Raw genomic sequence first — 22,089 nt, 5'->3', positions numbered from 1 at the left:
GCCAACAGGGGGAATTTGACGAAGGACGAAAAGGGATGGCGACCGTCGAAAAGATGCCGATGCTGCAAGAGGGCTATGAAAAGCTCAATGCGGATCTGAAACGGCTGAAAGCGGAGCGCCCGACCATCGTCGACGCGATCGAGGAAGCGCGCGCGCATGGCGACCTTTCGGAAAACGCGGAATATCATGCCGCCAAGGAGCGCCAGGGACAGATCGAGGCGTCGATCAGCGATATCGAGGACAAATTGTCCCGTGCGCAGGTGATCGACCCCAAGGAACTGTCCGGCGACAAGGTCGTGTTCGGCGCGACGGTCACGTTGCTCGACGAGGACGACAAGGCAGCGACGTATCAGATCGTCGGCCAGACCGAGGCGGACGCCAAGGGCGGTCGCATCTCGTACAACTCGCCGCTCGGCCGGGCGCTGATCGGGCGCAAGGTGGACGAAGAAGTCGAAGTGACCGTGCCGGCGGGCGACCGCTGGTATTCGGTCTCCAAGATCGAGTTCATCTAAACTGGACGGGGTGCATCTTCCGCGCGGGCGCGTCACCGATGCGCTCGTCGCCTTCGCATTGTTTGCGGCGGTGATGGTGGTTGCCGTGCTGGGCAGCCAGAACACGGCGATCCAGTACGGATTCATCCCGCAGGACTTTCTGGGCGGCGGCTGGGACGGCGATCCCGTGCGCGCCTGGCTGTCGCCGCTCGCGTCCGCGTTCATCGCGCGGGATGTGTTGTCGGCGGCGTTCAACATCGTGCTGCTGCTGATCACCGGGCGTTACGTCGAAAAGGCGTTGCGGCCGGCTGGGTTGCTGATCGTGGTGGTGGCCGGGATCTATGGCAGCGCGCTGGCGCGGTTGATCCTGACGCCGGGATCGACGGTGCCGGGCGCTGGCCTCGATCCGGCGGTGTTTGCGCTGATCGGGGCGTATTTCATGCTCTACGGTTTGCCAGCGGCGTTGCCGATCGGTGCGGGGCAGAGCCGTGCGGTACGGATCGCGATGCTGGCGGGGATCTGGTTCGCGATCCAGGCGGTGTTCATGCTGATCTCGCAGAGTTTCGAGATGTCGGTGACGTTCGTCGAGCCGATCGGCGCGCTGGTTGCCGGAATGGCGCTCGCGCAGCCCTTGTTGAAGTGGCAGTACCGGCGGGCTTGATAGGCGCGCGAGTGTTGCGCAGCCCCGGCGGAGGCCGGGGTTCAGTCGCGAAGGTCTAGATTGCTGCGCGCAACGCCCGATCACTTCTGTTTCCCGACTGGGCCCCGGCCTCCGCCGGGGAAGGGCGGACGGTGATCGAGACATCCGGCCGGAACAGTCAGGGCTTGTCGATCAGATCGGGCTGCACGAGGCGGTGCAGGTGGACGACGACGTACTTCATTTCGGCATCGTCCACCGTGCGTTGCGCGGCTGCTCGCCAGGCCTTTTCGGCGCTCGTGTAATCGGGAAACATGCCGACGACGTCGATCGAATTGAGGTCGTCGAAGTCGAGAGTTTGCGGATCGCTGACGCGGCCGCCGAAGACGAGGTGGAGCTTGCTCATGATCGTGAATTTCCCGGGAAGCAGAAGTCACGATTCCCTTAGCGCCACGAGGGGGCGGGGGCTAGAGTGCGATGGTATGTCGCCGTGCGGGTTTGATCGTTTCCGACAACCTCTGGACACCAAAAGGAAGCGGGGCCCCGGGGCGAGCCCGGGGCGGCGGGACGGGGAGGGTAGACCTCACCCGTCTCCTGCGGTTCAGACTGCTTTCTTCGCGCTGGCGTCCTTCGATGCGGCGACCGCTGCGGTTCCGGCCGTGGCCAGCGCCTTCAGGATGTTGCCGACCAGCTTGCCGGCCTGATCGTTGAGGGCCGATTTCGAAAGGCCAAGCGCACCGAGTTCGTTGATACCGACATCCTTGGCGGCCGAAACGGCACCGCTGGTCGTCGCGCGGATGCGTTGGCCGACGGGGGCGAGCAATTCGGCTTCGCGTTTGTTGCGCGGGAGCAGCGCACCGGCCAGTGCGCCGATCGCGAGGCCGCCGACCAGAACCGGAATGGGGTTGGAGTCGATCGCCTTGACGGTGCGATCGGCGGCGTCACGGGCGCCGTCCAGCGTGCGGTCGAGCGCCTTGTTGGCGGCGGCACGGGTCTTGGCGACGGTGGATTTCGGCGCCGGCTTGCGCGTGGTCGATGCGGGATCGGTCATTCTGGCTTCCTTCTGGCGGGGGCTGGGGGCCGCTTGGGGTTCAAACTGTTTCGATCGGCAGGGGTTGCATGTCGGCTACGCGTCAGGAGGCGCGACAAGGGACGGCGGGCGAACAACAGTCCAGCCGCAGCCAGAGCACCCGCGATCTTGAACGGGTGCCGTTTGGCGGCATCCACGCCTTCGGTGGCGATCTCCTGACCTTTGGCGATCAGGTTGCTTGCGGCTTCCTGCGCCAAGGCCTTGGGGCTGAGGCGCGATTGCAGCAGCGACAGCGTCGCGGCGAGGCGGGACCGAGCCGCGGTCGAGCGGGCCTCGGCGATCTGGACGATCCGCTCGTGCATCGGGCCGTCGCTCACTTCGGCATCCTTTGCGAGATCAGGCGCTTGACGTGTCGGGTGGCCAACCAACCGAACACCCCGGCGATCGCCAGCGTGCCCAGTACGACGATAACGGTCGCCCATAACGGCCCGACATGATGTTGCAGAATGAGGAGAAGCCCGACGAACAAGGCGATGACCGCCGAATTGACCAGCAGCAGGGCAATAATGCCATACGTCGCGACGATCTTCGCCTGAGCAACCCAGCCGAGGATTTGCGCGCGATACAGTGCCACCTCGGCACGGGTCGATTCACGCAAATCATCGACTAACCGGCTGAGCAGTTCGCCGATGCTTTCCGACGGAGGCTGGTCCAAAACTATACCCCCAGACGCGAAATTCAGGCTTTGCCGTCGGTGTCGGCGTTGAGGCCGGACTGGACGAGACGGATCAGCACGAAACCGATCGCCGCCGCGGTGCCGATGGCGATGGCCGGGCTCTTCTTCACGAAGCCGGTCGCATCGGCGATCAGATCGTCGACATTCTTCGACTTGAGCGATTCCGAGAAACCGGAAACTGCTTCGGCAGCGGTGCGGGCATATTGGCCGTATTGCGCGCCGACCTTCTCGTCCACCGTACCGGCGGCGTCGGTCATTAGCTTGGCGAGTTCGTCGAGCGCAACGCCAGCACGGGCCTTACCATCCTCGACATACGTGCGGGCCTTGGCTCCGGCATCCTTCGAAATCTGTGCCGCGCCGTCCTTGAGCGTCTGGGCCGGGCCAGCGGTTTTCTCGGCAGTCGGACTTTCAAGCGTTTCGGTGCTCACTACAGGGCCTTTCGGTTTTGCGGTTCGGGGCTTGGACGCAGCCGCGCGGGGCTTTGCGGCGGGCGCCTTGGGCTTGGGAGCGTCTTCGGCCATCACGAACCTTTCATATGCTCAGCCCGTAACCGGCCAGTGACCGTTACGGTTCCATATCCACGGGCGAATTGCCGCGTGACAGATTAGCCGATAGAGGCCTGCGCGACATTCGTCCGACCGTCATCAGACAGCCATGATTAGAAGGATCGTTCCGTGACCGCAATCATCGACCTGCACGCCCGCCAGATCATCGACAGCCGGGGCAACCCCACGGTCGAGGTGGACGTGATGCTGGAGGATGGCAGTTTCGGCCGTGCCGCTGTGCCGTCCGGCGCATCGACCGGCGCGCATGAGGCGGTGGAGCGCCGTGACGGCGACAAGAGCAAGTGGCTCGGCAAGGGCGTGCAGGGCGCGGTGGATGCGGTGAACGGCGAGATCGCCGATGCCGTTTTGGGCATCGACGCCGAAGATCAGGCCGATGTCGATCGCGCGATGATCGAACTGGACGGGACGGAAAACAAGGGTCGGTTGGGCGCGAATGCGATTTTGGGCGTGAGCCTGGCCACGGCGAAGGCGGCGGCGGATGCGCGTGGGTTGCCGTTGTATCGCTATGTCGGCGGGGTCGCGGCGCATGTGTTGCCGGTGCCGATGATGAACATCATCAATGGCGGCGAACATGCCGACAACCCGATCGATTTCCAGGAATTCATGATCGTGCCGGTCGGCGCGGACACGCTGTTCGATGCGGTGCGCTGCGGGTCGGAGATCTTCCACACGCTGAAGAAGGGGCTGCACGACAAGGGGCTGGCGACGTCGGTCGGCGACGAGGGCGGCTTCGCGCCGAACATCGCCAGCACGACGGATGCGCTCGACTTCATCATGTCGTCGATCGAGAAGGCCGGATACAAGCCGGGCGACGACGTGATGGTCGCGCTCGATTGCGCGGCGACCGAATTCTACAAGGATGGGATCTACAATATCTCGGGCGAGGGCAAATTGCTCTCCAGCGGTGAGATGGCGGAGTATCTGGCCGATCTGACACGGCGTTACCCGATCTTCTCGATCGAGGATGGCATGGCGGAGGACGATTGGGCCGGGTGGAAGGCGCTGACCGACCTGATCGGCGATAAGGTGCAGCTGGTCGGCGACGATCTGTTCGTAACCAACCCGAAGCGCCTGAAGCGCGGTATCGACGAGAAGACCGCCAATTCGATCCTGATCAAGGTCAACCAGATCGGCAGTCTGACCGAGACGCTGGAGGCGGTGTCGATGGCCAATCGCGCGGCTTACACCGCCGTGATGTCGCACCGTTCGGGCGAGACCGAGGATGCGACGATCGCTGACCTCGCGGTGGCGACGAATTGCGGGCAGATCAAGACCGGCAGTCTCGCCCGGTCCGACCGGTTGGCGAAGTACAACCAGTTGATCCGCATCGAGGAGGAGCTGGGCGATGCGGCGGTCTATGCTGGGCGGAGCGTGTTGCGCTCGCGCTGAACTCCGACTGAATCGTGGTTAAAAAAGGCTTGATTGCGCGGGCGGAGACTGACAGGAATCGTGGAATGGCAAAGCGTTCCACCTTCAACGTCATGCTCCGCCGCGCGATCGTGCCGGCGGTGGCGGTTATCGTGATCGCGGGCCTCGGCGCGTATACGATGTTCGGGCCGAACGGCGCGCGCGCTTATGGCGATGTGAAGCGCAAGCTGGCGGTGAGCGAAGTGCGGCTGGCGGCGTTGACCGCGAAGCGCGCGGAATGGCAGAACAAGGTTGCGCTGGTCGATCCGCGCAAGGCCGATCCGGATATGGTGGATGAGCTGACGCGCAAGAAGCTGAATGTCGTTCATCCGGATGAGATGATCGTTCCGTTGAACTGAGTGGTCTGAGACCGAACTCCCTCTTCCTATCGTCATCCCGGCGGAGGCCGGGATCTCTGTGGGGCGAATGCTACGCGCGCCTCCTTGAGATCCCGGCCTGCGCCGGGATGACGATCGGTGGTGGCTTAGAAAAGGCGGCATCTCTCGTGAGACGCCGCCTTTTTTCCTTCGGGATCAGGCTCAGCCCGTAATCAACTGCGCCTCATGATCGCCGCGCGCGTCGTCGCGACCACGACCGAGGAACGTCAGCAGATCGTTCGTGAAGCGGTCGCTTTCCGTCAAAGTCAGGCCGTGCGGAGCGCCGTCATATTCGACCAGTTGCGCGCCAGCGATGCCCTTGGCCGCTGCGCGACCGGTGGCGTCGATTGGGACGGTCTTGTCGGCCGTGCCGTGGACGACGAGCGTTGGCACGCGGAAGGCGGGCAGGTCGCCGCGGAAGTCGGTGTGGCCGAAGGCGTTGGCGCATTGCAGGATCGGCTTGAGCCCCGCCTGCATTGCCGTGCGCCAAGCCCATTGCAGCGTTTCATCGCTGACGGGCGACGAGATCAGGCCGACGCCCAGGAAATCCTTGAAAAAGCTGGTCCAGAAACCGAACCGGTCTTTCTTGATGCCATCGCCAATGCTTTGCAGCGTCTCTTCCGGCACGCCGTTCGGATTGTCTTCGGTCTTGAGCATGTACGGCACGACGGACGAGATCAGGCCGGCGGCGATCACGCCCTTGCCCTCGTGGCGGCTCATGTAGCGCGCGACTTCGCCGCCGCCCATCGAGAAGCCGACCAGTGTCGCATCGCTCTCCGCGCCGGTTTCCTTGAGCACATCCGCCAGATCGTCCGACAAGGTATCATAATCATAGCCGTTCCATGGCTGGCCCGAACGCCCGAACCCGCGCCGGTCATAGGCGATGGCGCGGAAACCTGCTTCGGCCAGCGCCATCGCCTGCGCGTCCCAGCTGTCGGCGGAGAGTGGCCAGCCGTGGATCAGCACGACCGGGCGGCCGCTGCCCCAATCCTTGACGTAGAGATCGGTGCCGTCGCGCGTCTTGATATAGGGCATGGGGAAGTTCCCGTTTCAACAGAGGGGTACCGGGCCTGAACGAGCTTCCCACGCGGACGTTCCACCAGGGTGGCGTGCTTTGCCGCAACCTGCCAGCATCCGGGCGCAGAACGACTCGAGAGGATGAATATGCGGATCAAATTGCTCGGCGGCATCGCGATGCTGGCGTTCGCGGCCAGTGTGCCGATGGCGCCCGCTTCGGCCGATACGGCAGCCGCATTGCCGCTGCCGACGGCGAGTTGGGCGGGTTTCCGCGATGCCTTTATCGAAGACTGGTTCAAGCTGGATCCGGCCAATGCCGTCTATCAGGGGCGGCACGATTTCGATGGCGGGCTGGCCGATTGGAGTGCCGCCGGGCTGAAGCGACAAGGCGATTTCCTGAAGGCGGCGATTGTGGAGGCGCGCGGTTTCAAGAAGCTGACCGGGCGGGACGCGTTCGAGCGCGATTACCTGATCAACGTCGCGGAAGGTAAACTGTTCTGGCTGGAGGATGCCGACCAGCCGCACACCAATCCTGCCTGGTATATCGGCAATGGCCTCGACCCCAACGTGTATGTCGCGCGGAATTATGCCGATGCGGCGACGCGGATGAAGGCGATGATCGCGTTTCTGCAGTGCGTTCCGGGGGCTGCGGCCAATATCCGCGCCAATCTGAAGACGCCGATGCCGCTGAGCTTCATCTCCTATGGCGTGGCCGGGTTTGGCGGCTTTGCGGATTATTATACTGGCGACGCGAAGAAGGCGTTTGCGAGTGTGGCGGATCCCAAATTGCAGGCCCAGTTCGATCAGGCCTCCGTTGCGGCGGCGAAGGCGATGAAGGATCTGGCAGGCTGGCTGGAGAGTCAGAAGCCGACCGCCACGCAAGGCTTTGCGCTGGGCACCGAACGCTTCTCCCGCATGGTGAAGATGACCGAGGGCGTCGACGTGCCGCTGGCCACTTTGGAACAGGCCGGCAAGGCCGATCTCGCCCGCAACCAGCAGGCGCTGAAGGCGGCGTGCCAGCAATTCGCGCCGGGCGCGACGATTCCGGTGTGCATGGACAAGATGAACGCGAACAAGCCCGAGGGTGGCCCGGTCGCCGAAGCGCGGCGGCAGATCCCGGAACTGACCGCGTTCGTGATCGCCAAGGATATCGTGACGATCCCCGACAAGGAGAAGGCGCTGGTCGAGGAGAGCCCGCCCTATAATCGGCAGAACAGCGCGTACATCGATCCGCCGGGGCCGTTCGAGAAGGGCGTGCCGTCGATCTACTATATCTCGCCGCCCGATCCTTCATGGAGCAAGGCGGAGCAGGACGGCTTCATTCCGGGCAAGAAAGACCTGCTGTTCACCTCCGTTCACGAGGTGATGCCGGGGCATTTCCTGCAGTTCCGCCATGCCAATGCCTCGCCGTCGTTGTTCGGGCGGTTGTTCGTCGGATACGCCTTTGCCGAGGGCTGGGCGCATTATGCCGAGGAGATGATGTGGGATGCCGGCCTGCATGCGGGGGATGCGGAAACGCACATCGGGCAGCTGTCCAATGCGCTGCTGCGCGATTGCCGCTTCCTGTCGGCGATCGGGATGCATTCGGGCAGGATGACGCAAGAGCAGTCGCGCCGGATGTTCGTCGAGCAATGCTATCAGGACGAGGGCAATGCGAAGCAGCAATCGGCGCGGGGCACGTATGATCCGGCCTATCTCAACTACACGATGGGTAAGCTGATGATCCGCAAGCTGCGCGACGACTGGACCGCGACGCGGGGCGGGCGGAAGGCGTGGAAGGCGTTCCACGACGCGTTCCTGCAATATGGTGGACCGCCGATCCCGCTGGTGCGCAAGGCGATGCTGGGCGGGGACGGCAAGGCGGTGTTCTAGCGCGCCTGTTTGAGGGTGGAGACCTGTTCCTCGACCTCTTCCCTTGGCGGATTGCGGATCGAGGGGCGCAGGCGGGCGAGGCTGCATAGGCCGGCGACCAGTGCCAGGCCGGCGGCGACCAAAGCCGGCACCTTGCCCGCGCCGATGCCCATGGCGAGCAAGGCGGCGACCAGGGTGGCGCCAGTCGTCTGGCCGACGAGACGGACGGTCGAGACCAGCCCGCCCGCCGCCGCGGCGCGTTCGCGTGGGGCGCTGCCGATGATGAGGCGGGCGTTGGGTGGCAGGAACGTGCCGAAGCCCGATCCGCATAGCGCCATGCGCCACGCGACGTCGAAATAGCTCGGGTCTTCCGGCATGAAGCCGAGCAGCAGCAGAGCGGTGATCGAGATAGCCATGCCGATCCCGCCCAATATCCCGGCCGGGATGCGATCCGACAGCCAGCCGGCGAGCGGGGCGACGATCATGTTGGTGAGCGGCCAAGGCGCGATTGCCGCGCCGATCTGGGCGGGGGTGAAACCTAGTTGAGCCAGTCGAAACGGGGTGGAGAGCAGCAACGTCATCGAGGCGATGAAGGCGGTGTAGGCGCCGATCACGGACAGTGCGAGGACGGGGCGGGCGAGCAGATCGATCGGCAGGATCGGATCGGCCTCGGTCTTTTCGCGGCGCACGAAATAGACTCCGATGATCGCGCCGATCAGCACGATCGCGGCGGAGACGACGGGCGAATCGCCGTGCACGGCGCTTTCCAGTCCGCCGATCACCAGCCCGAACATCGCCGCGCACATCACCGCGCCGAGCACGTCGAAGCGCGTGTCGCGCGGCTGGGGGGCGGGCAGGGAACGGCCGAGGAACAGCGACAGGATCGCGAATGGCACGGCGCTGGCGAACACCCAGGGCCAGGGCGCGATGCCCAACACCAGCCCGCCGATCGTCGGGGCGGCGGCCGCGGCGCTCGATACGATCACCGAATTGATGCCGAGTCCGCGCCCCAATTGCTTCGCCGGATAGACCTGGCGGATGAGGGCGGAGGACACGCTGAGCGCCGCCGCCGCGCCCGCCGCCTGCATCACGCGGACGATGAGAAGGAAGGGCAGGCTCTTGGCGAAAAAGCACAGGATCGTCGCGACGGTGAAGACCAATTGGCCGACCTGATACATGCGCTTCAGGCCGATGCGGTCGCCGAGACCGGCAAAGGGCAGCAACAGCATGACGAGGGTGAGCTGATAGACGGTGACGACCGCGACGACCGCGCTTTGCCCGACCTGCAGGTCCCGTGCGATGGTCGGCAGGGCCACGGTGGCGACGGCACCGTCGATGATGATCAATGCGGTGCCACAACACAGGGCGCCGATCGCCAGCAGGCGGCGGGGCATGGGAAGGCCGTCGGTCATGATGCCACCGATGACGCCTCCGCACCGGGATCGCAAGCCGGGGACCAGCCCGGTGCGGCGAGTTCGAACCCCGAAAAGTCGAACGCCGGGGTGACGACGCAGCCGACCAACGCCCAGCCGTGAAGCGCCTCGGCGGATTGCCAGGCGTGCGGCGGGACGAGCGCCTGCGGGCTGTGGCCGGCGAGGACATCGGGGCCGAGCAGATGTTCTTGTGCTGCGCCGTCATGGATGGCGAGCCGCAGCGGATGGCCGGCATGCCACATCCACAGTTCGGCGGCATCGACGCGGTGCCAGTGCGAGCGTTGCCCATCCTCGAGCAGGAACAGGATCGCGGTGGCGAGGCCGCGTCCGCCATCGGGCGCGGGCTGTCGGAATGTTTCGCGATACCAGCCGCCTTCGGGATGCGGCGTCAGCTGCAATCGCGCGATGATCGCGGTTATGTCTGACAAACTGGAAATGCTGTGTTTCCGAACGCGGGGACAACGTTTACCGTGAATGCGACTTGCTGCACTGCAGCGCAACGTTTAAATGGAGCGGATGACGACCTTGACCGCCGAGCGCCCGCCTGCCGCCGTACCGACCACGACGCCGATCCTCTTCGAGGCGATCGTGCGCAAGATGTGCATCGCTGCGACCTACAACAAGGTCGAGATGACTCTGGCGCCGCACGTGATCTACACCAAGCATGACGAGCTGTTCATTGACGCCGAAGTGCTGGCGCGCGACGGCAAGCCGCCCAAGGAGCCGAAGATCGGCACGTTCAAGCTGGTCGGCCTGACCGGCGTGCGCATCACGCCGCGCGCGTTCACCGTCAGCGCGCTGTTCGATCAGGGCAGCTTCAAATATGCCGATACGACGCTGATGGCGGTAGAGCCGGACTGAACGTCGCCTGGCTCCTGTGAGGGGCTGGAAAGTTACGAAAGTTGCACCAATCCCCATGTGAACGAGGGGGGCAAGATTTGCAGGGACCCGTAGCACATCGTGTTACGGTGCTTTTTTGGAGCGCGGGCCTAGATCGCGATAACTCCAAAATGAACCGTTCGTGCTGAGCTTGTCGAAGCACGTATTCCACAATCTCCGGCGCGTGTGAAACACGTCCTTCGACATGCTCAGGACGAACGGAGAGGGATCTTTCCATCTCGCATCGACATGATTCGACACCTCGTCGAATGCCCGTTTCCACAGATCGATCTTGCGGGACTATACCCCGCGGAGATGGGGACACAGTCCCAGTTCCCGCCTTCGCGGAAGGACAAGATGCTGGGCACACCATTCTTTTTGCATCCCGGCATTGTAGATGATGCGGCACGAGGTTTGTGGCAGCGCAACCGCCCGGCCATATGTGTGAATATGATCCGACGATGTCAAAAAGCCACGAACCGGACGGCGTAAACGCGCTTCCCGGTGTAGGGCAGCGCGTTTTCACCTTTACCGGGAGGCGTGAACGCCTCCCGGAGGTCGCAGTGTTTTAGCGGCAGAGGGTGTAACGGTTGCCGTGGCGATAGACGACACGGCAATGGTTCCGCCCGCGATCCCCGCGCCAGCCGTTGTGGCGGCCGCGATCGTGGCGACCCCAATTGCGATCGCGGCGGTCGTCGCGGCGATCCCAGCGACGGTCGTCCCGGCGATCACGATCGTGGCGATCGTACCGCACCTCCTGATTGTATCCGCCGTCATAACGCTGCGCCGACGCCTCGGTCGAAACGCCGATGCCGGCGACCATCAGGGCGGCGGCGAGCATGTGAGTGATCTTCATGATCCATATCCTCTCGTTCGGCCCGGTATGGGCCTTGCGACGGGAGTACGCCCGGACGCGGATATCGTTGCTGAATGTGTCTGTAGGGTGAGGTACAGGTTGGTTAGGCGGGCATTTAGATGGGTCTGTCTTTCCAAGTACCATACCAAAGCCTAATTTCATTAATGCTGAATTTTATTTTTCACTGTTAAAACAATTAAACCTCGTGGCAACGATGTAAAATCACCCAGAGCGAACCAGAGATCAGAAAGCCATATTGTCCGTTTTTCTCACTCGCCATGCCTAATGATATAATTTATTATGGCTTTAACGACAAAAATGTCATTTTAAATCAAGGTGTTTCCGATGGCCGGACTCGGCGTTTTTGTGTCTTCAACGTGTTTTGATTTGAACGCACAACGGTTGCAGATAAGAAATCTGCTTTCCAGTATCGGATATGATCCGATTATGAGTGATCACTCTGACGTTTTGTTTGATCATAGGCATCACACTCACACAAGTTGTGTGAAAGAAATTTATAACACCGACATGGCTATATTGTTAATTGGTTCAAGATTTGGTGGTGTTGCTGTACCCGAGGCCATGTCAGAACTAAAAATTTCAGAAATAGAAAACTCGTCAAATAAAACAAAAATATTTGACAATATGGATAATATATCAATAACTCAGCTTGAAGTAATGAAGGCAATAGAGCTTAGGATACCGATTTTCGCATTTGTGGATTCTAAGGTATATTCATATCATTTGACATATCAAAAGAACAAAGACAAGAAATTCGTAGATGAAATCGTATATCCATCCATTGATAAACCTGAAACTTCAAAATACATATTTGAGTTTATAAATTATATTACTCACAGATTTTCAAATAACGCTATAGTATCATATTCCAATTTTTCAGATATAGAAGGTCATCTTCTAAAACAATGGTCACTGATGTTTCAAAGGCTTCTAAGAGACGAGCGAGGCAAATCTGTTGATTTAAGAAAATCTGACGCCATACTGGAGCAAATACAAGATTTAAAAACAGCTGTATTGCAGTCAATAAGTGCGGGATCTGGTCGAAAGATAGCGGGAAGCGTTATAAAGTATAGAAGGCTGGCGGATTTCCTTTTGTCACTGAGGAATTCAAAGCCGGATGTTGATATTGTAAATTTTTCTGGTCCTTTCGAGGATCTTCTTTCGGAATTTGGTGTAGTAGATTTCAAAGTTCAAGGGATAGGCAACAGGGACATGTCGTTGCCTAGAACAATTCTGATTTTGCAGGACGGTACATATCTTCGGGTAAGGATACCCGATAAGAGATTTGCTGAATTCTTCAATCAGTGGAAATCATTTTCTATTTTGGAGAAAGATACAAAATCTGCTGTACTAGATGGAGTCGCAGACGTCGAATACATTGGCCCTAGTCTGATTGATCACTTTAATACGACATTTCAAGATGATGCTGCCGCGATACTGCCGGATGAAATAGAAGGCGAATTGCAGGACGATTTTACTAGAACTGAACGTAAATTGACCGGATGGACTAATGATAGATTGGAAACACTTATGATGATGTGGTCTGATGGGGCTACAGCTAGTCAGATCGCTGATAAACTGGGAGGTATTAGTCGAAACGCAGTAATTGGAAAAGCTCACAGGTTGGGCCTTCAACCTAGGCCTTCACCGGTAAAGCCTAGCGATATAGAATAGCATGCTCATCACCCCACCGTCACAAACGTATCCATCACCCGCTTCCGCCCCGCAGTCTCGAAGTCGATCTCCAGCTTGTTGCCTTCGATCTCGGCGATTTCGCCATAGCCGAACTTCTGGTGGAAGACGCGCAGGCCGACCGACACGTCGTCGCGGCCCTTGTTGCCGAGGCTGATGGCGCTGGCTCGGGCTTCCACGACGCGGGAGGGTTCGCGGGAGAAGGTGCGGCTGGTGAAGGCGCCGCCGGGTTTGGCGGGGTCGATCCCCGCGCCCAGACCCGCCGCGCGTTGCCAGCCGGGGCCTCGGCCGGTGCCTCTGGCGACGTCGGCGAAGGGATCGGCGCGTTCGGACCAGTTTGCTTGCCATAGGCTCGCGCCGCCGGACATGGTGGTCTCGCTCTCGATGTGATCGGCGGGGAGTTCGCCGACGAAGCGGGAGGGGATGGAGCTGGTCCACTGGCCGTAGATGCGGCGGTTGGCGGCGTGGATGATGATGGCTTTGCGCCGCGCGCGGGTGATCGCGACGTACGCCAGGCGGCGTTCCTCCTCGAGGCTGGCGAGGCCGCCTTCGTCCAACGAGCGTTGCGAGGGGAACAGGCCCTCTTCCCAGCCGACGAGGAAGACGGTGTCGTATTCCAGGCCCTTGGCGGCGTGGATCGTCATGATCGTGACCTTGGGATCCTCGGCATTGTTCTCGTTGTCCATGACGAGCGAGACGTGTTCGAGGAACGCGCCGAGATTTTCATATTCCTCCATCGCGCGGACGAGTTCGGTGAGGTTTTCGAGCCGGCCGGCGGCTTCGGCGCTCTTTTCCGCCTGATACATCGCGGTGTAGCCGCTTTCGTCCAGGATCTGGCGGGCGAGATCGGGGTGCGGCATGTCGCCGGCCATGCTGCGCCAGCGCGCCATGTCCGCGACGAGGTTGCCGAGCGATTTGCGCGCGGCGCCGGTCAGCTCGTCGGTATCGAGGATGCGCGCAGCGGCGGTGGTGAGCGGGGTGCCGGTGGCGCGGGCGAGCTGGTGGACTTTCTGCACCGCCTTGTCGCCGAGCCCGCGTTTGGGGACGTTGACGATGCGTTCGAAGGCGAGATCGTCGGCCGGCTGCGCCACGACGCGGAGATAGGCGAGTGCGTCGCGGATCTCGGCGCGTTCGTAGAAGCGGAAGCCGCCGACGATGCGATAGGGCATGCCGATGGCGATGAAGCGGTCCTCGAACTCGCGCGTCTGATGCTGCGCGCGAACGAGGATGGCGACCTCGTCGAGCGACTTGCCGGTGCGCTGCGTGCCCTCGATCTCGTCGCCGACGCGGCGGGCTTCCTCCGGGCCGTCCCACACGCCGAGAACCTTCACCTTCTCGCCGACGTCGAGATCGGTCCAGAGCTGCTTGCCCAGGCGGCCGCTATTGTTGGCGATGACGGCGGAGGCGGCGCCGAGTATGTGGGGCGTGGAGCGGTAATTCTGTTCGAGCCTGATGACCTTGGCGCCGGGGAAATCCTTCTCGAATTTCAGGATATTCTCCACCTGCGCGCCGCGCCAGGAATAGATCGACTGATCGTCGTCGCCCACGCAGCAGATGTTCTTGCGCTCCTGCGCAAGCAGGCGGAGCCAGAGGTACTGGACGCTGTTTGTGTCCTGATATTCGTCGACCATGATGTATTTGAAGCGGCGCTGGTACTCGGCCAGCACTTCGCGGTCGCGCTTCAGGATGACGAGCATGTGGAGCAGAAGGTCGCCGAAATCGCAGGCGTTGAGCGCGATGAGGCGGGCCTGATAGGCGGCGTACATCTCGCCGCCGCGGCCGTTGGCGTAGAGTTCGGATTCTCCGGCGTCGATGTCGGAGGGGGTGAGGCCCTTGTTCTTCCAGCCGTCGATCACGCCGGCGAGCTGGCGCGCGGGCCAGCGTTTCTCGTCGATATCGGCGGCGAGGATGAGTTGCTTGAGCAGGCGCAGCTGGTCGTCGGTGTCGAGGATGGTGAAGTTCGATTGCAGGCCGACGAGTTCGGCGTGGCGGCGGAGCATCTTCGCGCCGATCGCGTGGAAGGTGCCGAGCCAGGGCATGCCCTCGACCACGTCTCCGACCAGTCGGCCGACGCGGTGCTTCATCTCGCGCGCGGCCTTGTTGGTGAAGGTGACGCTGAGGATCTCGGAGGGCCAGGCGCGCTTGGTGAACAGCAAATGCGCTAGGCGGGCGGTGAGCGCGGCGGTCTTGCCCGTGCCGGCGCCGGCGAGGACGAGGACCGGGCCTTCGGTGGTCAGCACGGCCTCGCGCTGCGGCGGGTTGAGGCCGGAGATATAGGGCGGTTCTTGCTGCGATACGGGGGTAAGCGACATTCGTGAACAGGTAGGGAACGGTGGCGCGGGGGGCAAGCGGGAATGGGGTTGCGTTCGCGCGGGCAATGTGGAACAAATTGGCAACTTTTGAGAGGAGGTTGCGATGACGATCACCGGTGGATGCCGTTGCGGCGCGGTGCGCTACACGGCGGAGGGCCAGCCCGATCACAATGCGTTGTGCCTGTGCGAGCAGTGCCGGAGGTCGGCGGGAGCGCCGATGGTCGGATGGGCGCTGTTCGCAGCGGATGCGGTGACGATTACGGGCACGCCAGTGAGCTACAATTCATCGGGTGATGCCGAGCGGCAGTTTTGCGGAACGTGCGGGACCGGTCTGTTCTACCTCAGCGAAACGGTGTTTCCGGGCAAGATCGATATCCAGACCGGCAGCTTCGACAATCCCGACGCGCTGGCCCCGCAGGCGGTCATCCAGATGGCCGATGCGCCGCGCTGGATGGCCGGGCTGGAGGCGCTGCCGAAGTTCGAGCGCTATCCGGGGGCGTAGCGCAACGCGTGTCATGCGGGCGACGCGGGTTCGTCATCGCATGGTCACGCGAAAGTCCTAGCGACGACGTCATTCCATCGGGAGGGCGGCATGGCGAACCTGAAGCTAGGCGACGTGAAATTCCATCGGGCGACGGCGGCCAAGGTGGGCGCGGCGGTGCACCAGCACGAGAGTGCCAGCAAGGCGGGGCTGCTGGAGCGCGCGTTCACGTTTGCGTTTCGGGGGCTGGTCTATGCGCAGATCTGGGAAGATCCGGTGGTGGACATGGAGGCGCTGGCGATCACGCCGGAGTGCCATGTGGTGACGATCGCCAGTGGCGGGTGCAACGTGCTGTCGTATTTGACCGCCGATCCGGCGCGGATCACGGCGGTGGATTTGAATACCGCCCATGTCGCGCTCAATCGGTTGAAGGTGGCGGCGGCGGCGCGATTGCCCGACCATGATATGTTCCACCGCTTCTTCGGCGAAGCGGATCACAAGGCCAATGTCCGTGTGTACCAATATATGGTGCGGCCGCATCTGGACGATGTGACGCGGCGCTATTGGGAAGGGCGCGACCTGAGCGGCAAGCGGCGCATTCGGGGCTTTTCCAGCAACATCTACAAGCGCGGTTTGCTCGGCGGGTTCATCCGCAGCGCGCATCTGGTGGCGCGGCTGTACGGCATCGATCCGCGCGAAGTGCTGGCGGCGGAGACCGTGGAGGAGCAACGCCGGGTGTTCGAGGAGCGGCTGGCGCCGGTGTTCGACAAGGGCTTCGTGCGCTGGCTGATGGACCAGCCGGCGTCGTTGTTCGGGCTGGGCATTCCGCCGGCGCAATATGCCGCGCTGTCGAACGACGATCCGGGCGGGATCCGGGCGGTGCTGCGCGGGCGGCTCGAGAAATTGGCGTGCGATTTTCCGGTGGGCGACAATTACTTCGCGCAGCAGGCGTTCGGCCGGCGTTATGCGAGTGGCGCGGGGCATTCGGTGCCGCCGTATCTGGAACCGGGCCATCATGCCGATATCGTCGCGCGGGCCGGGCGGATCGAGGTGTTGCATGCGAACTTCACCGAACATCTGGAGAGCCTGGCGGCGGGCAGCCGCGACCGGTACGTGCTGCTCGACGCGCAGGACTGGATGACTGATGCGCAGTTGAACGACCTGTGGGCGGAGATCACGCGCACCGCCAAGCCGGGTGCGCGCGTGCTGTTCCGCACCGCCGCCGCGCCGAGCCTGTTGCCGGGACGGGTGGCGGATGCGGTGCTCGATCGCTGGGACTATCGGGCGGAAGAGTCGCTGGATTTCACCGCACGCGATCGATCCTCGATCTATGGCGGCGTGCATTTGTATGTGTTGAAGGGCTGAGCCGGTGTCCGGTCAGGCGGCGCGGATGGACGCGATATATGCGCGGCAACGGCATTTCTACGATCTGACGCGGAAATATTATCTGCTCGGGCGCGACCGGTTGATCGCGGGACTGGACCTCGCCGAGGGCGGCAGCGTAATCGAGATCGGGTGCGGCACGGCGCGCAACCTGATCGCGATCGCGCGGGCATGGCCGGAGGCGCGGCTGTTCGGGATCGACCTGTCCGAGGCGATGCTGACGACGGCGCGAGCGAATGTTGCGCGGGCCGGGTTGAGCGAGCGGATCGTGCTGGCGCAAGGGGATGCGACGGGGTTCGATGCGGTGGCTATGTTCGGCGAGGACGGGTTCGACCGGGTGGTGCTGTCCTACACGCTATCGATGATCCCGGATTGGCTGGGGGCGATGGGCCAGGCGGCACAGGTGGCGCGGGGGCGAGTGGAGATCGTCGATTTCGGGCAGCAGGAGCGGTTGCCGGGGGTGTTCCGACGCGGGTTGTTCGCGTGGCTGGACCGGTTCGACGTGACGCCCCGGGGGAATTTGGCCGAGGCGTTGACCGAGATTGCTGCGCAGGAGAGGCTGGTGCCGAGTTTCACGGCGCTGCATCGCGGCTATGCCTGGATGGGGCGGCTGGAGCGGGCATCGACCGTCGCCGCCTGAGCCTGTATCGTTCGCCGGCGGCCGATGAGAGCCGGGTGGAGGATGCTGATGGACTTGATCGAACTCGGGATCGAACGCTGGCACGCTTATGTCGAGAATCACGACCCGGCCGCGCTGGATGGGATGATCGCCGAGGATTGCGTGTTTCACTCCCCCGCGGTGCACACGCCGCAGGCCGGCAAGTCGATTACAATCAAATATCTGACCGCGGCGATGACGGTGCTGAAGCAGCCGGATTTCCGCTATGTCGGCGAATGGCGCGCGGAACGGTCGGCGGTGCTGGAATTCAAGCTGTCGATCGACGGGATCCAGATCGACGGGGTGGACATCATCACCTGGGGTGAGGACGGGCTGATCACCGAATTCAAGGTGATGATGCGGCCGTTGAAGGCGCTGAACACGATCCTGCCGTTGATGGGTGCGCGGCTGACGGCGGCCTGAAAATGCGCCGGTCCGGGACATAGCGGGCGGTGTCATGGAACCGTCATCAACGTGTAACGAAGCCCGGCGAAGGCGGGGTCATCATGGCAACACACGCTATCGCGGCTCCTGAGTCGCCCATCGACGCGCCCGAACGAACCGGGTTCGATCGCCCGATTTCGCCGACCGCGCGGCTGCTGTTCCTGGCGGCATTGATCGGCGGGCTCGGCTATGCCGGGTTCAGCGTGTTCGTGGATACGCGGCAGGTGGGCGAGAGCCTGGCGCTGGGCGTGTTCGCGTTTCTGGGGCTGGCGCTGCTGATCGCGTTGGGGTTCGAATTCGTCAACGGCTTCCACGATACCGCCAATGCCGTGGCGACGGTGATCTACACCAATTCCATGCCGGCGCATCTGGCGGTGGTATGGTCCGGGTGTTTCAACTTTCTGGGCGTGATGCTGTCCAGCGGCGCGGTGGCCTATTCGATCATCACGCTGTTGCCGGTCGATCTGATCCTGAACGTGGGCAGTGCGGGCGGGTTCGCGATGATCTTCTCATTGTTGCTCGCTGCGGTGCTGTGGAATCTGGCGACCTGGTATGTCGGGCTGCCCAACAGTTCCAGCCACACGCTGATCGGGTCGATCCTGGGCGTGGGCGTGGCCAACCAATTGCTGTCGGGCGGCGGTGCGGGCGGCACGTCCGGGCTGGACTGGGCACAGGTGCAGAAGGTGATGACCGGGCTGTGGATGGCGCCGCTGATCGGGTTTGCCGCCGCGCTGATCCTGCTGTTCGTGATGCGGCGCGTGGTGCGCAATCCGACGTTGTACACACCGCCGGTCGAGGGATCGCCGCCGCCCAGGGGCATTCGCGCGCTGCTGATCTTCACCTGCACCGCCGTCAGCTTCGCGCATGGCGGGAATGACGGGCAGAAGGGCATGGGGCTGATCATGCTGATCCTGATCGGCTGTGCGCCGACCGCCTATGCGCTGAACCGCACGCTGCCGGGCGACGCGACGCCAGCCTTCGTGGCCGCAGCGACGAGTGTGGCGGGCACGTTCGATACCAAATCGGGCGGGATGAACATGGCCCCGACCGAGGCGCGCGTCATGCTGACGGCAGCGCTCAAGGCGAAAAAGGTCGAGGGTGCGCAAGTTTACGGCGCGGTCGAGACTGTGTCGCGCGATCTGGCGGCGCGGGTCGGCAGCTATGGCGCGCTGAGCAATGTGCCGGCGGGCGTGGCCTCGAACGTACGCAACGACATGTATCTGGTGCTGGATACAACCAAGCTGATGACCAAGGACAAGGATGCGGCGAAGCGCTTCACCGCGCCCGAGTTGAAGGCGATCGGCGATTATCAGGGCATGCTGGAAACCGGCACCCGGTTCATTCCTTTATGGGTGAAGATCAGCGTGGCGATCGCGCTCGGGCTGGGCACGATGGTCGGGTGGAAGCGGATCGTCGTCACGGTCGGCGAGAAGATCGGCAAGAGCCACATGACCTACGGCATGGGCGCAGCGGCGGAGATCGTCGCGGCATCGGTGATTTTGCTGGCCGAACGGTTCGGGTTGCCGGTGTCTACGACGCATATCCTGACGTCTGGTGTGGCGGGGGCCTCTGTCGCGAACGGGCAGGGGCTGCAGATGCGCACGATCCGCAACATGGCGCTCGCCTGGGTGATGACGTTGCCGGCGGCGATGTTGCTGTCGGGTGGATTGTATTGTGGGTTGTTGACGGCGGTGCGGGTTTACGGGGGGTAATATCCTTTCGATGCGCTTCCCCGGCGAAGGCCGGGGCCCAGTGGCGGTTGTCGATGTAACTTAGCGCTGCGCTTGCCAATTTCTGTTTCCCGACTGGGCCCCGGCCTTCGCCGGGGAAGAAGTTGTTGGTTGACCGGCGGACCGCAGCGGGCAGAAGCATTTCATGCAAGCCAGCTCTCCAGTCTCCCCCATGCGCGCCCACCGCCGTATCCTGATCGCCAGCCTGATCGGCACGTCGGTCGAATTCTACGATTTCTATATCTATGCGACGGCGGCGGCTTTGGTGTTCGGGCCGTTATTCTTCCCGTCTGAGAGCGCGTCGGCGCAGGTGATGCTGTCCTATGCCAGTTTCGGGCTGGCGTTTTTTGCGCGGCCGTTGGGGGCGGCGGTGTTCGGGCATTTCGGGGATCGGCTGGGGCGCAAATCGACCCTGGTCGGATCGCTGATGCTGATGGGCGGGGCGACGGTGGCGATCGCGTTCCTGCCGACCTATGCGCAGATCGGCTGGATCGCGCCGATGTTGCTGTGCGTGCTGCGGTTCGCGCAAGGCTTCGGGCTTGGCGGCGAATGGGGCGGGGCGAGTTTGCTGGCGGTGGAGAATGCGCCGCCGGGGTTTGAAAATCGCTATGGCATGTTCCCGCCGCTTGGCGCACCGATCGGCTTCATCGCGGCGAACGGGTTCTTCCTGTTGCTCGGTACGATGCTGGACGAGCAGCAATTCCGCGACTGGGGCTGGCGCGTGCCGTTTCTGGCGAGCGCGGTGCTGGTCGGGCTGGGGCTGTGGGTGCGGTTGAAGCTGACCGAGACGCCGGCGTTTCGCGAGGCGGCGGCGCATGATGCGTTGCCCAAGGTGCCGATCGCCGAGCTGTTCCGGTCGCATCTGCGCCCGACCATCGCGGGGACGGTGGGGGTGATCGCGTGCTTTGCCCTATTCTACCTGACGACGGCGTTCGCGCTGAGCTACGGCACGACGACCTTGGGCCACGGGCGGCAAGCGTTTCTGGGCGTGGAGATCGCCGCGATCCTGTTCCTGGCGCTGGGGGTGATCGCGTCCTGCACGCTGGCGGACCGAACAGGGGCGCGGGCGATGTTGCGCCTCGGGTTCGTCGGGTGCGTGATCGCCGGGTTGCTGATGGGGCCGATGCTGGGCGCGGCGAGCCTGTGGGTGGTGTTCGCGTGGCTGGCGTTCGGGCTGTTCGCGATGGGCTTTGCGTACGGGCCGCTCGGTGGGTGGCTGCCGTCGCTGTTCGAGCCGGGGGTGCGCTATACCGGCGTATCGATCGCGTTCAATCTGGGCGGGATCTTCGGCGGGGCGCTGGCCCCGATCGCCGCGACCGCGCTGGCGGCGCGGGGCGGGCTGGCGCTGGTGGGGGCGTATCTGGTGGTGGCTGGGGTGTTGAGTTTGGGCGGGTTGATGATCTTGCGGCGGGGGTGAGCCTCATCCGCCTCAACTCGTCATCCCAGCGAAGGCTGGGATCTCAATGAGGTGCGCGCAGCACCCGCCCCACAGAGATCCCAGCCTTCGCTGGGATGACGGGTGGGGGAGTGGGATGACGAGTGTGGTGCTTAGACCGCCCGCAAGATCGTAAGCTTCGCCTTGCCGGAATTACGTTCGACGTCGATCTCGAAACCATCCACCGCGATCGTTTCGTCGCGCGCCGTTTCGATGCTGATCCAGGTCGCGGGGCCGGTCCAGCCTAGCCGCGACAGCTTGTCGAGCGCGACCGCGCCGGCGCCGGTGGCGTAGGGCGGGTCCATCAGGATCAGGTCGAGCGGCTGGGTGACGCGGGCGAGGGCGAGGACGGATTGTGCGCGGACATCGGCTTTCGCTTCGAGCTTGGCGATGTTGGTGCGCAGCGCGTCGAGCGCGGGCTTGTCCTGTTCGACGAAGATGCAACTTGCCGCACCACGCGACAGGGCCTCGAGGCCGAGCGCGCCGGAACCGGCGAAAAGGTCTGCGATGGCCAGCCCCTCGAAGCTGCCGAGGCGGCTGGTGAGCATGGAGAACAGGGTTTCGCGGGTGCGGTCCGCGGTGGGGCGGGTGGCGTCGCCCTTGGGGGCGATGATCTGGCGGCCGCGCCAGAGACCCGAAATGATGCGCATGAC

23 protein-coding genes and 2 pseudogenes are annotated in these 22,089 nt (G+C 63.0%); 14 read left to right on the top strand and 11 right to left on the bottom strand.

The window, feature by feature from the left end; all coding sequences use genetic code 11:
- Positions 1 to 35 precede the first annotated feature (35 nt).
- Both greA and U1738_RS02510 read left to right on the top strand, forming a co-directional pair.
- Positions 36 to 512, top strand: coding sequence for a transcription elongation factor GreA (greA, locus tag U1738_RS02515; RefSeq protein WP_332787448.1), 477 nt, complete (start codon positions 36 to 38; stop codon positions 510 to 512).
- 10 nt (positions 513 to 522) lie between these two features.
- A complete protein-coding gene (locus tag U1738_RS02510; RefSeq protein WP_332787447.1) occupies positions 523 to 1,152 on the top strand; it encodes a rhomboid family intramembrane serine protease in 630 nt (209 codons plus the stop codon).
- Positions 1,153 to 1,309: 157 nt separating this feature from the next.
- On the opposite strand, the gene U1738_RS02505 is transcribed toward U1738_RS02510, so the two are convergent.
- From U1738_RS02505 to U1738_RS02485, 5 genes are all read right to left on the bottom strand, one after another.
- Entirely contained in the window at positions 1,310 to 1,534 is a 225-nt protein-coding gene (locus U1738_RS02505; RefSeq protein WP_332787446.1) for a DUF4170 domain-containing protein, read from the bottom strand.
- A gap of 195 nt (positions 1,535 to 1,729) precedes the next feature.
- Positions 1,730 to 2,179: a hypothetical protein gene (locus tag U1738_RS02500; RefSeq protein WP_332787445.1), complete on the bottom strand. Its 450-nt coding sequence runs from the start codon at positions 2,177 to 2,179 to the stop codon at positions 1,730 to 1,732.
- Positions 2,176 to 2,535, bottom strand: coding sequence for a DUF3618 domain-containing protein (locus U1738_RS02495; protein ID WP_332787444.1), 360 nt, complete (start codon positions 2,533 to 2,535; stop codon positions 2,176 to 2,178). Before U1738_RS02495 ends, U1738_RS02500 begins: the two co-directional genes overlap by 4 nt.
- A complete protein-coding gene (locus U1738_RS02490; RefSeq protein WP_332787443.1) occupies positions 2,532 to 2,873 on the bottom strand; it encodes a phage holin family protein in 342 nt (113 codons plus the stop codon). Before U1738_RS02490 ends, U1738_RS02495 begins: the two co-directional genes overlap by 4 nt.
- A 23-nt stretch (positions 2,874 to 2,896) precedes the next feature.
- Positions 2,897 to 3,322, bottom strand: a complete 426-nt coding sequence (locus tag U1738_RS02485) for a hypothetical protein (protein WP_332787442.1) — start codon at positions 3,320 to 3,322, stop codon at positions 2,897 to 2,899.
- A gap of 246 nt (positions 3,323 to 3,568) precedes the next feature.
- On the opposite strand from U1738_RS02485, the gene eno reads away from it, so the two are divergent.
- Both eno and U1738_RS02475 read left to right on the top strand, forming a co-directional pair.
- Positions 3,569 to 4,849 (top strand): phosphopyruvate hydratase, encoded by a 1,281-nt coding sequence (gene eno, locus U1738_RS02480; protein WP_332787441.1) that lies wholly within the window; start codon positions 3,569 to 3,571, stop codon positions 4,847 to 4,849.
- Positions 4,850 to 4,914: 65 nt separating this feature from the next.
- Entirely contained in the window at positions 4,915 to 5,226 is a 312-nt protein-coding gene (locus U1738_RS02475) for an FtsB family cell division protein (protein ID WP_332787440.1), read from the top strand.
- 180 nt (positions 5,227 to 5,406) lie between these two features.
- Here the strand turns inward: U1738_RS02475 and U1738_RS02470 are convergent, their stop codons facing one another.
- Positions 5,407 to 6,279 (bottom strand): alpha/beta fold hydrolase, encoded by an 873-nt coding sequence (locus tag U1738_RS02470; RefSeq protein ID WP_332787439.1) that lies wholly within the window; start codon positions 6,277 to 6,279, stop codon positions 5,407 to 5,409.
- A 129-nt stretch (positions 6,280 to 6,408) separates the two neighbouring features.
- On the opposite strand from U1738_RS02470, the gene U1738_RS02465 reads away from it, so the two are divergent.
- Entirely contained in the window at positions 6,409 to 8,133 is a 1,725-nt protein-coding gene (locus U1738_RS02465) for a DUF885 domain-containing protein (RefSeq protein ID WP_332788203.1), read from the top strand.
- Here U1738_RS02465 and U1738_RS02460 read toward each other — a convergent pair.
- Both U1738_RS02460 and U1738_RS02455 read right to left on the bottom strand, forming a co-directional pair.
- Positions 8,130 to 9,524, bottom strand: a complete 1,395-nt coding sequence (locus tag U1738_RS02460) for an MFS transporter (protein ID WP_332787438.1) — start codon at positions 9,522 to 9,524, stop codon at positions 8,130 to 8,132. The genes U1738_RS02465 and U1738_RS02460 overlap by 4 nt on opposite strands.
- Positions 9,521 to 9,973 carry a cupin domain-containing protein gene (locus U1738_RS02455; protein ID WP_332787437.1) on the bottom strand — a complete coding sequence of 151 codons (453 nt, stop codon included), beginning with the start codon at positions 9,971 to 9,973 and terminating at the stop codon, positions 9,521 to 9,523. The genes U1738_RS02460 and U1738_RS02455 overlap by 4 nt, the downstream gene beginning before the upstream one ends.
- Positions 9,974 to 10,061: 88 nt before the next feature.
- On the opposite strand from U1738_RS02455, the gene U1738_RS02450 reads away from it, so the two are divergent.
- Positions 10,062 to 10,406, top strand: coding sequence for a hypothetical protein (locus U1738_RS02450; protein ID WP_055780721.1), 345 nt, complete (start codon positions 10,062 to 10,064; stop codon positions 10,404 to 10,406).
- A gap of 586 nt (positions 10,407 to 10,992) precedes the next feature.
- Here the strand turns inward: U1738_RS02450 and U1738_RS02445 are convergent.
- The gene (locus U1738_RS02445; protein ID WP_332787436.1) at positions 10,993 to 11,280 is read right to left on the bottom strand and encodes a hypothetical protein; all 288 of its coding nucleotides are present in this window, start codon (positions 11,278 to 11,280) and stop codon (positions 10,993 to 10,995) included.
- A 345-nt stretch (positions 11,281 to 11,625) separates the two neighbouring features.
- Here U1738_RS02445 and U1738_RS20360 point away from each other — a divergent pair.
- Both U1738_RS20360 and U1738_RS02435 read left to right on the top strand, forming a co-directional pair.
- A pseudogene (locus U1738_RS20360) lies at positions 11,626 to 12,708 on the top strand (DUF4062 domain-containing protein); the annotation flags it as partial.
- A gap of 87 nt (positions 12,709 to 12,795) precedes the next feature.
- Positions 12,796 to 12,966: pseudogene (locus U1738_RS02435) on the top strand (GcrA family cell cycle regulator); the annotation flags it as partial.
- Between the two features lie 17 nt (positions 12,967 to 12,983).
- Here U1738_RS02435 and U1738_RS02430 read toward each other — a convergent pair.
- Positions 12,984 to 15,305, bottom strand: a complete 2,322-nt coding sequence (locus tag U1738_RS02430) for an ATP-dependent helicase (RefSeq protein ID WP_332787435.1) — start codon at positions 15,303 to 15,305, stop codon at positions 12,984 to 12,986.
- Between the two features lie 103 nt (positions 15,306 to 15,408).
- Between U1738_RS02430 and U1738_RS02425 the strand changes: the two genes are divergently transcribed.
- The 6 genes from U1738_RS02425 (at position 15,409) to U1738_RS02400 (ending at position 21,418) form a co-directional block, all read left to right on the top strand.
- Positions 15,409 to 15,807, top strand: coding sequence for a GFA family protein (locus U1738_RS02425; protein ID WP_332787434.1), 399 nt, complete (start codon positions 15,409 to 15,411; stop codon positions 15,805 to 15,807).
- 90 nt (positions 15,808 to 15,897) lie between these two features.
- Positions 15,898 to 17,151, top strand: a complete 1,254-nt coding sequence (locus tag U1738_RS02420) for a BtaA family protein (protein WP_332787433.1) — start codon at positions 15,898 to 15,900, stop codon at positions 17,149 to 17,151.
- A 25-nt stretch (positions 17,152 to 17,176) separates the two neighbouring features.
- On the top strand, positions 17,177 to 17,809 hold the full coding sequence (locus tag U1738_RS02415) for a class I SAM-dependent methyltransferase (RefSeq protein WP_332787432.1): 633 nt from the start codon (positions 17,177 to 17,179) through the stop codon (positions 17,807 to 17,809).
- 48 nt (positions 17,810 to 17,857) lie between these two features.
- Positions 17,858 to 18,250 carry a nuclear transport factor 2 family protein gene (locus tag U1738_RS02410; protein ID WP_332787431.1) on the top strand — a complete coding sequence of 131 codons (393 nt, stop codon included), beginning with the start codon at positions 17,858 to 17,860 and terminating at the stop codon, positions 18,248 to 18,250.
- 83 nt (positions 18,251 to 18,333) lie between these two features.
- Positions 18,334 to 19,983 (top strand): inorganic phosphate transporter, encoded by a 1,650-nt coding sequence (locus tag U1738_RS02405; protein ID WP_332787430.1) that lies wholly within the window; start codon positions 18,334 to 18,336, stop codon positions 19,981 to 19,983.
- Positions 19,984 to 20,146: 163 nt separating this feature from the next.
- Positions 20,147 to 21,418, top strand: coding sequence for an MFS transporter (locus U1738_RS02400; RefSeq protein ID WP_332787429.1), 1,272 nt, complete (start codon positions 20,147 to 20,149; stop codon positions 21,416 to 21,418).
- 131 nt (positions 21,419 to 21,549) lie between these two features.
- On the opposite strand, the gene rsmD is transcribed toward U1738_RS02400, so the two are convergent.
- A complete protein-coding gene (gene rsmD, locus U1738_RS02395; protein ID WP_332787428.1) occupies positions 21,550 to 22,086 on the bottom strand; it encodes a 16S rRNA (guanine(966)-N(2))-methyltransferase RsmD in 537 nt (178 codons plus the stop codon).
- Positions 22,087 to 22,089: the final 3 nt, after the last annotated feature.

The sequence above is a fragment of the Parasphingomonas caseinilytica genome (assembly GCF_036663755.1).
Classification (GTDB): Bacteria; Pseudomonadota; Alphaproteobacteria; order Sphingomonadales; family Sphingomonadaceae; genus Sphingomonas.
The sequence above is the reverse complement of the archived record's forward strand: the minus strand, read 5'-3'. Positions and strand labels throughout refer to the sequence as shown.

Excerpts from the sequence above, each read along its gene's own strand:
- U1738_RS02410 (WP_332787431.1), top strand. The coding sequence starts at position 17,858 with ATGGACTTGATCGAACTCGGGATCGAACGCTGGCACGCTTATGTCGAG.
- U1738_RS02405 (WP_332787430.1), top strand. The coding sequence starts at position 18,334 with ATGGCAACACACGCTATCGCGGCTCCTGAGTCGCCCATCGACGCGCCC.
- U1738_RS02425 (WP_332787434.1), top strand. The coding sequence starts at position 15,409 with ATGACGATCACCGGTGGATGCCGTTGCGGCGCGGTGCGCTACACGGCG.
- U1738_RS02470 (WP_332787439.1), bottom strand. The coding sequence starts at position 6,279 with ATGCCCTATATCAAGACGCGCGACGGCACCGATCTCTACGTCAAGGAT.
- U1738_RS02475 (WP_332787440.1), top strand. The coding sequence starts at position 4,915 with ATGGCAAAGCGTTCCACCTTCAACGTCATGCTCCGCCGCGCGATCGTG.
- U1738_RS02430 (WP_332787435.1), bottom strand. The coding sequence starts at position 15,305 with ATGTCGCTTACCCCCGTATCGCAGCAAGAACCGCCCTATATCTCCGGC.
- greA (WP_332787448.1), top strand. The coding sequence starts at position 36 with ATGGCGACCGTCGAAAAGATGCCGATGCTGCAAGAGGGCTATGAAAAG.
- U1738_RS02420 (WP_332787433.1), top strand. The coding sequence starts at position 15,898 with ATGGCGAACCTGAAGCTAGGCGACGTGAAATTCCATCGGGCGACGGCG.
- U1738_RS02415 (WP_332787432.1), top strand. The coding sequence starts at position 17,177 with ATGGACGCGATATATGCGCGGCAACGGCATTTCTACGATCTGACGCGG.
- U1738_RS02400 (WP_332787429.1), top strand. The coding sequence starts at position 20,147 with ATGCAAGCCAGCTCTCCAGTCTCCCCCATGCGCGCCCACCGCCGTATC.
- U1738_RS02450 (WP_055780721.1), top strand. The coding sequence starts at position 10,062 with ATGACGACCTTGACCGCCGAGCGCCCGCCTGCCGCCGTACCGACCACG.
- U1738_RS02465 (WP_332788203.1), top strand. The coding sequence starts at position 6,409 with ATGCGGATCAAATTGCTCGGCGGCATCGCGATGCTGGCGTTCGCGGCC.
- U1738_RS02445 (WP_332787436.1), bottom strand. The coding sequence starts at position 11,280 with ATGAAGATCACTCACATGCTCGCCGCCGCCCTGATGGTCGCCGGCATC.
- U1738_RS02500 (WP_332787445.1), bottom strand. The coding sequence starts at position 2,179 with ATGACCGATCCCGCATCGACCACGCGCAAGCCGGCGCCGAAATCCACC.
- rsmD (WP_332787428.1), bottom strand. The coding sequence starts at position 22,086 with ATGCGCATCATTTCGGGTCTCTGGCGCGGCCGCCAGATCATCGCCCCC.
- U1738_RS02460 (WP_332787438.1), bottom strand. The coding sequence starts at position 9,524 with ATGACCGACGGCCTTCCCATGCCCCGCCGCCTGCTGGCGATCGGCGCC.
- U1738_RS02505 (WP_332787446.1), bottom strand. The coding sequence starts at position 1,534 with ATGAGCAAGCTCCACCTCGTCTTCGGCGGCCGCGTCAGCGATCCGCAA.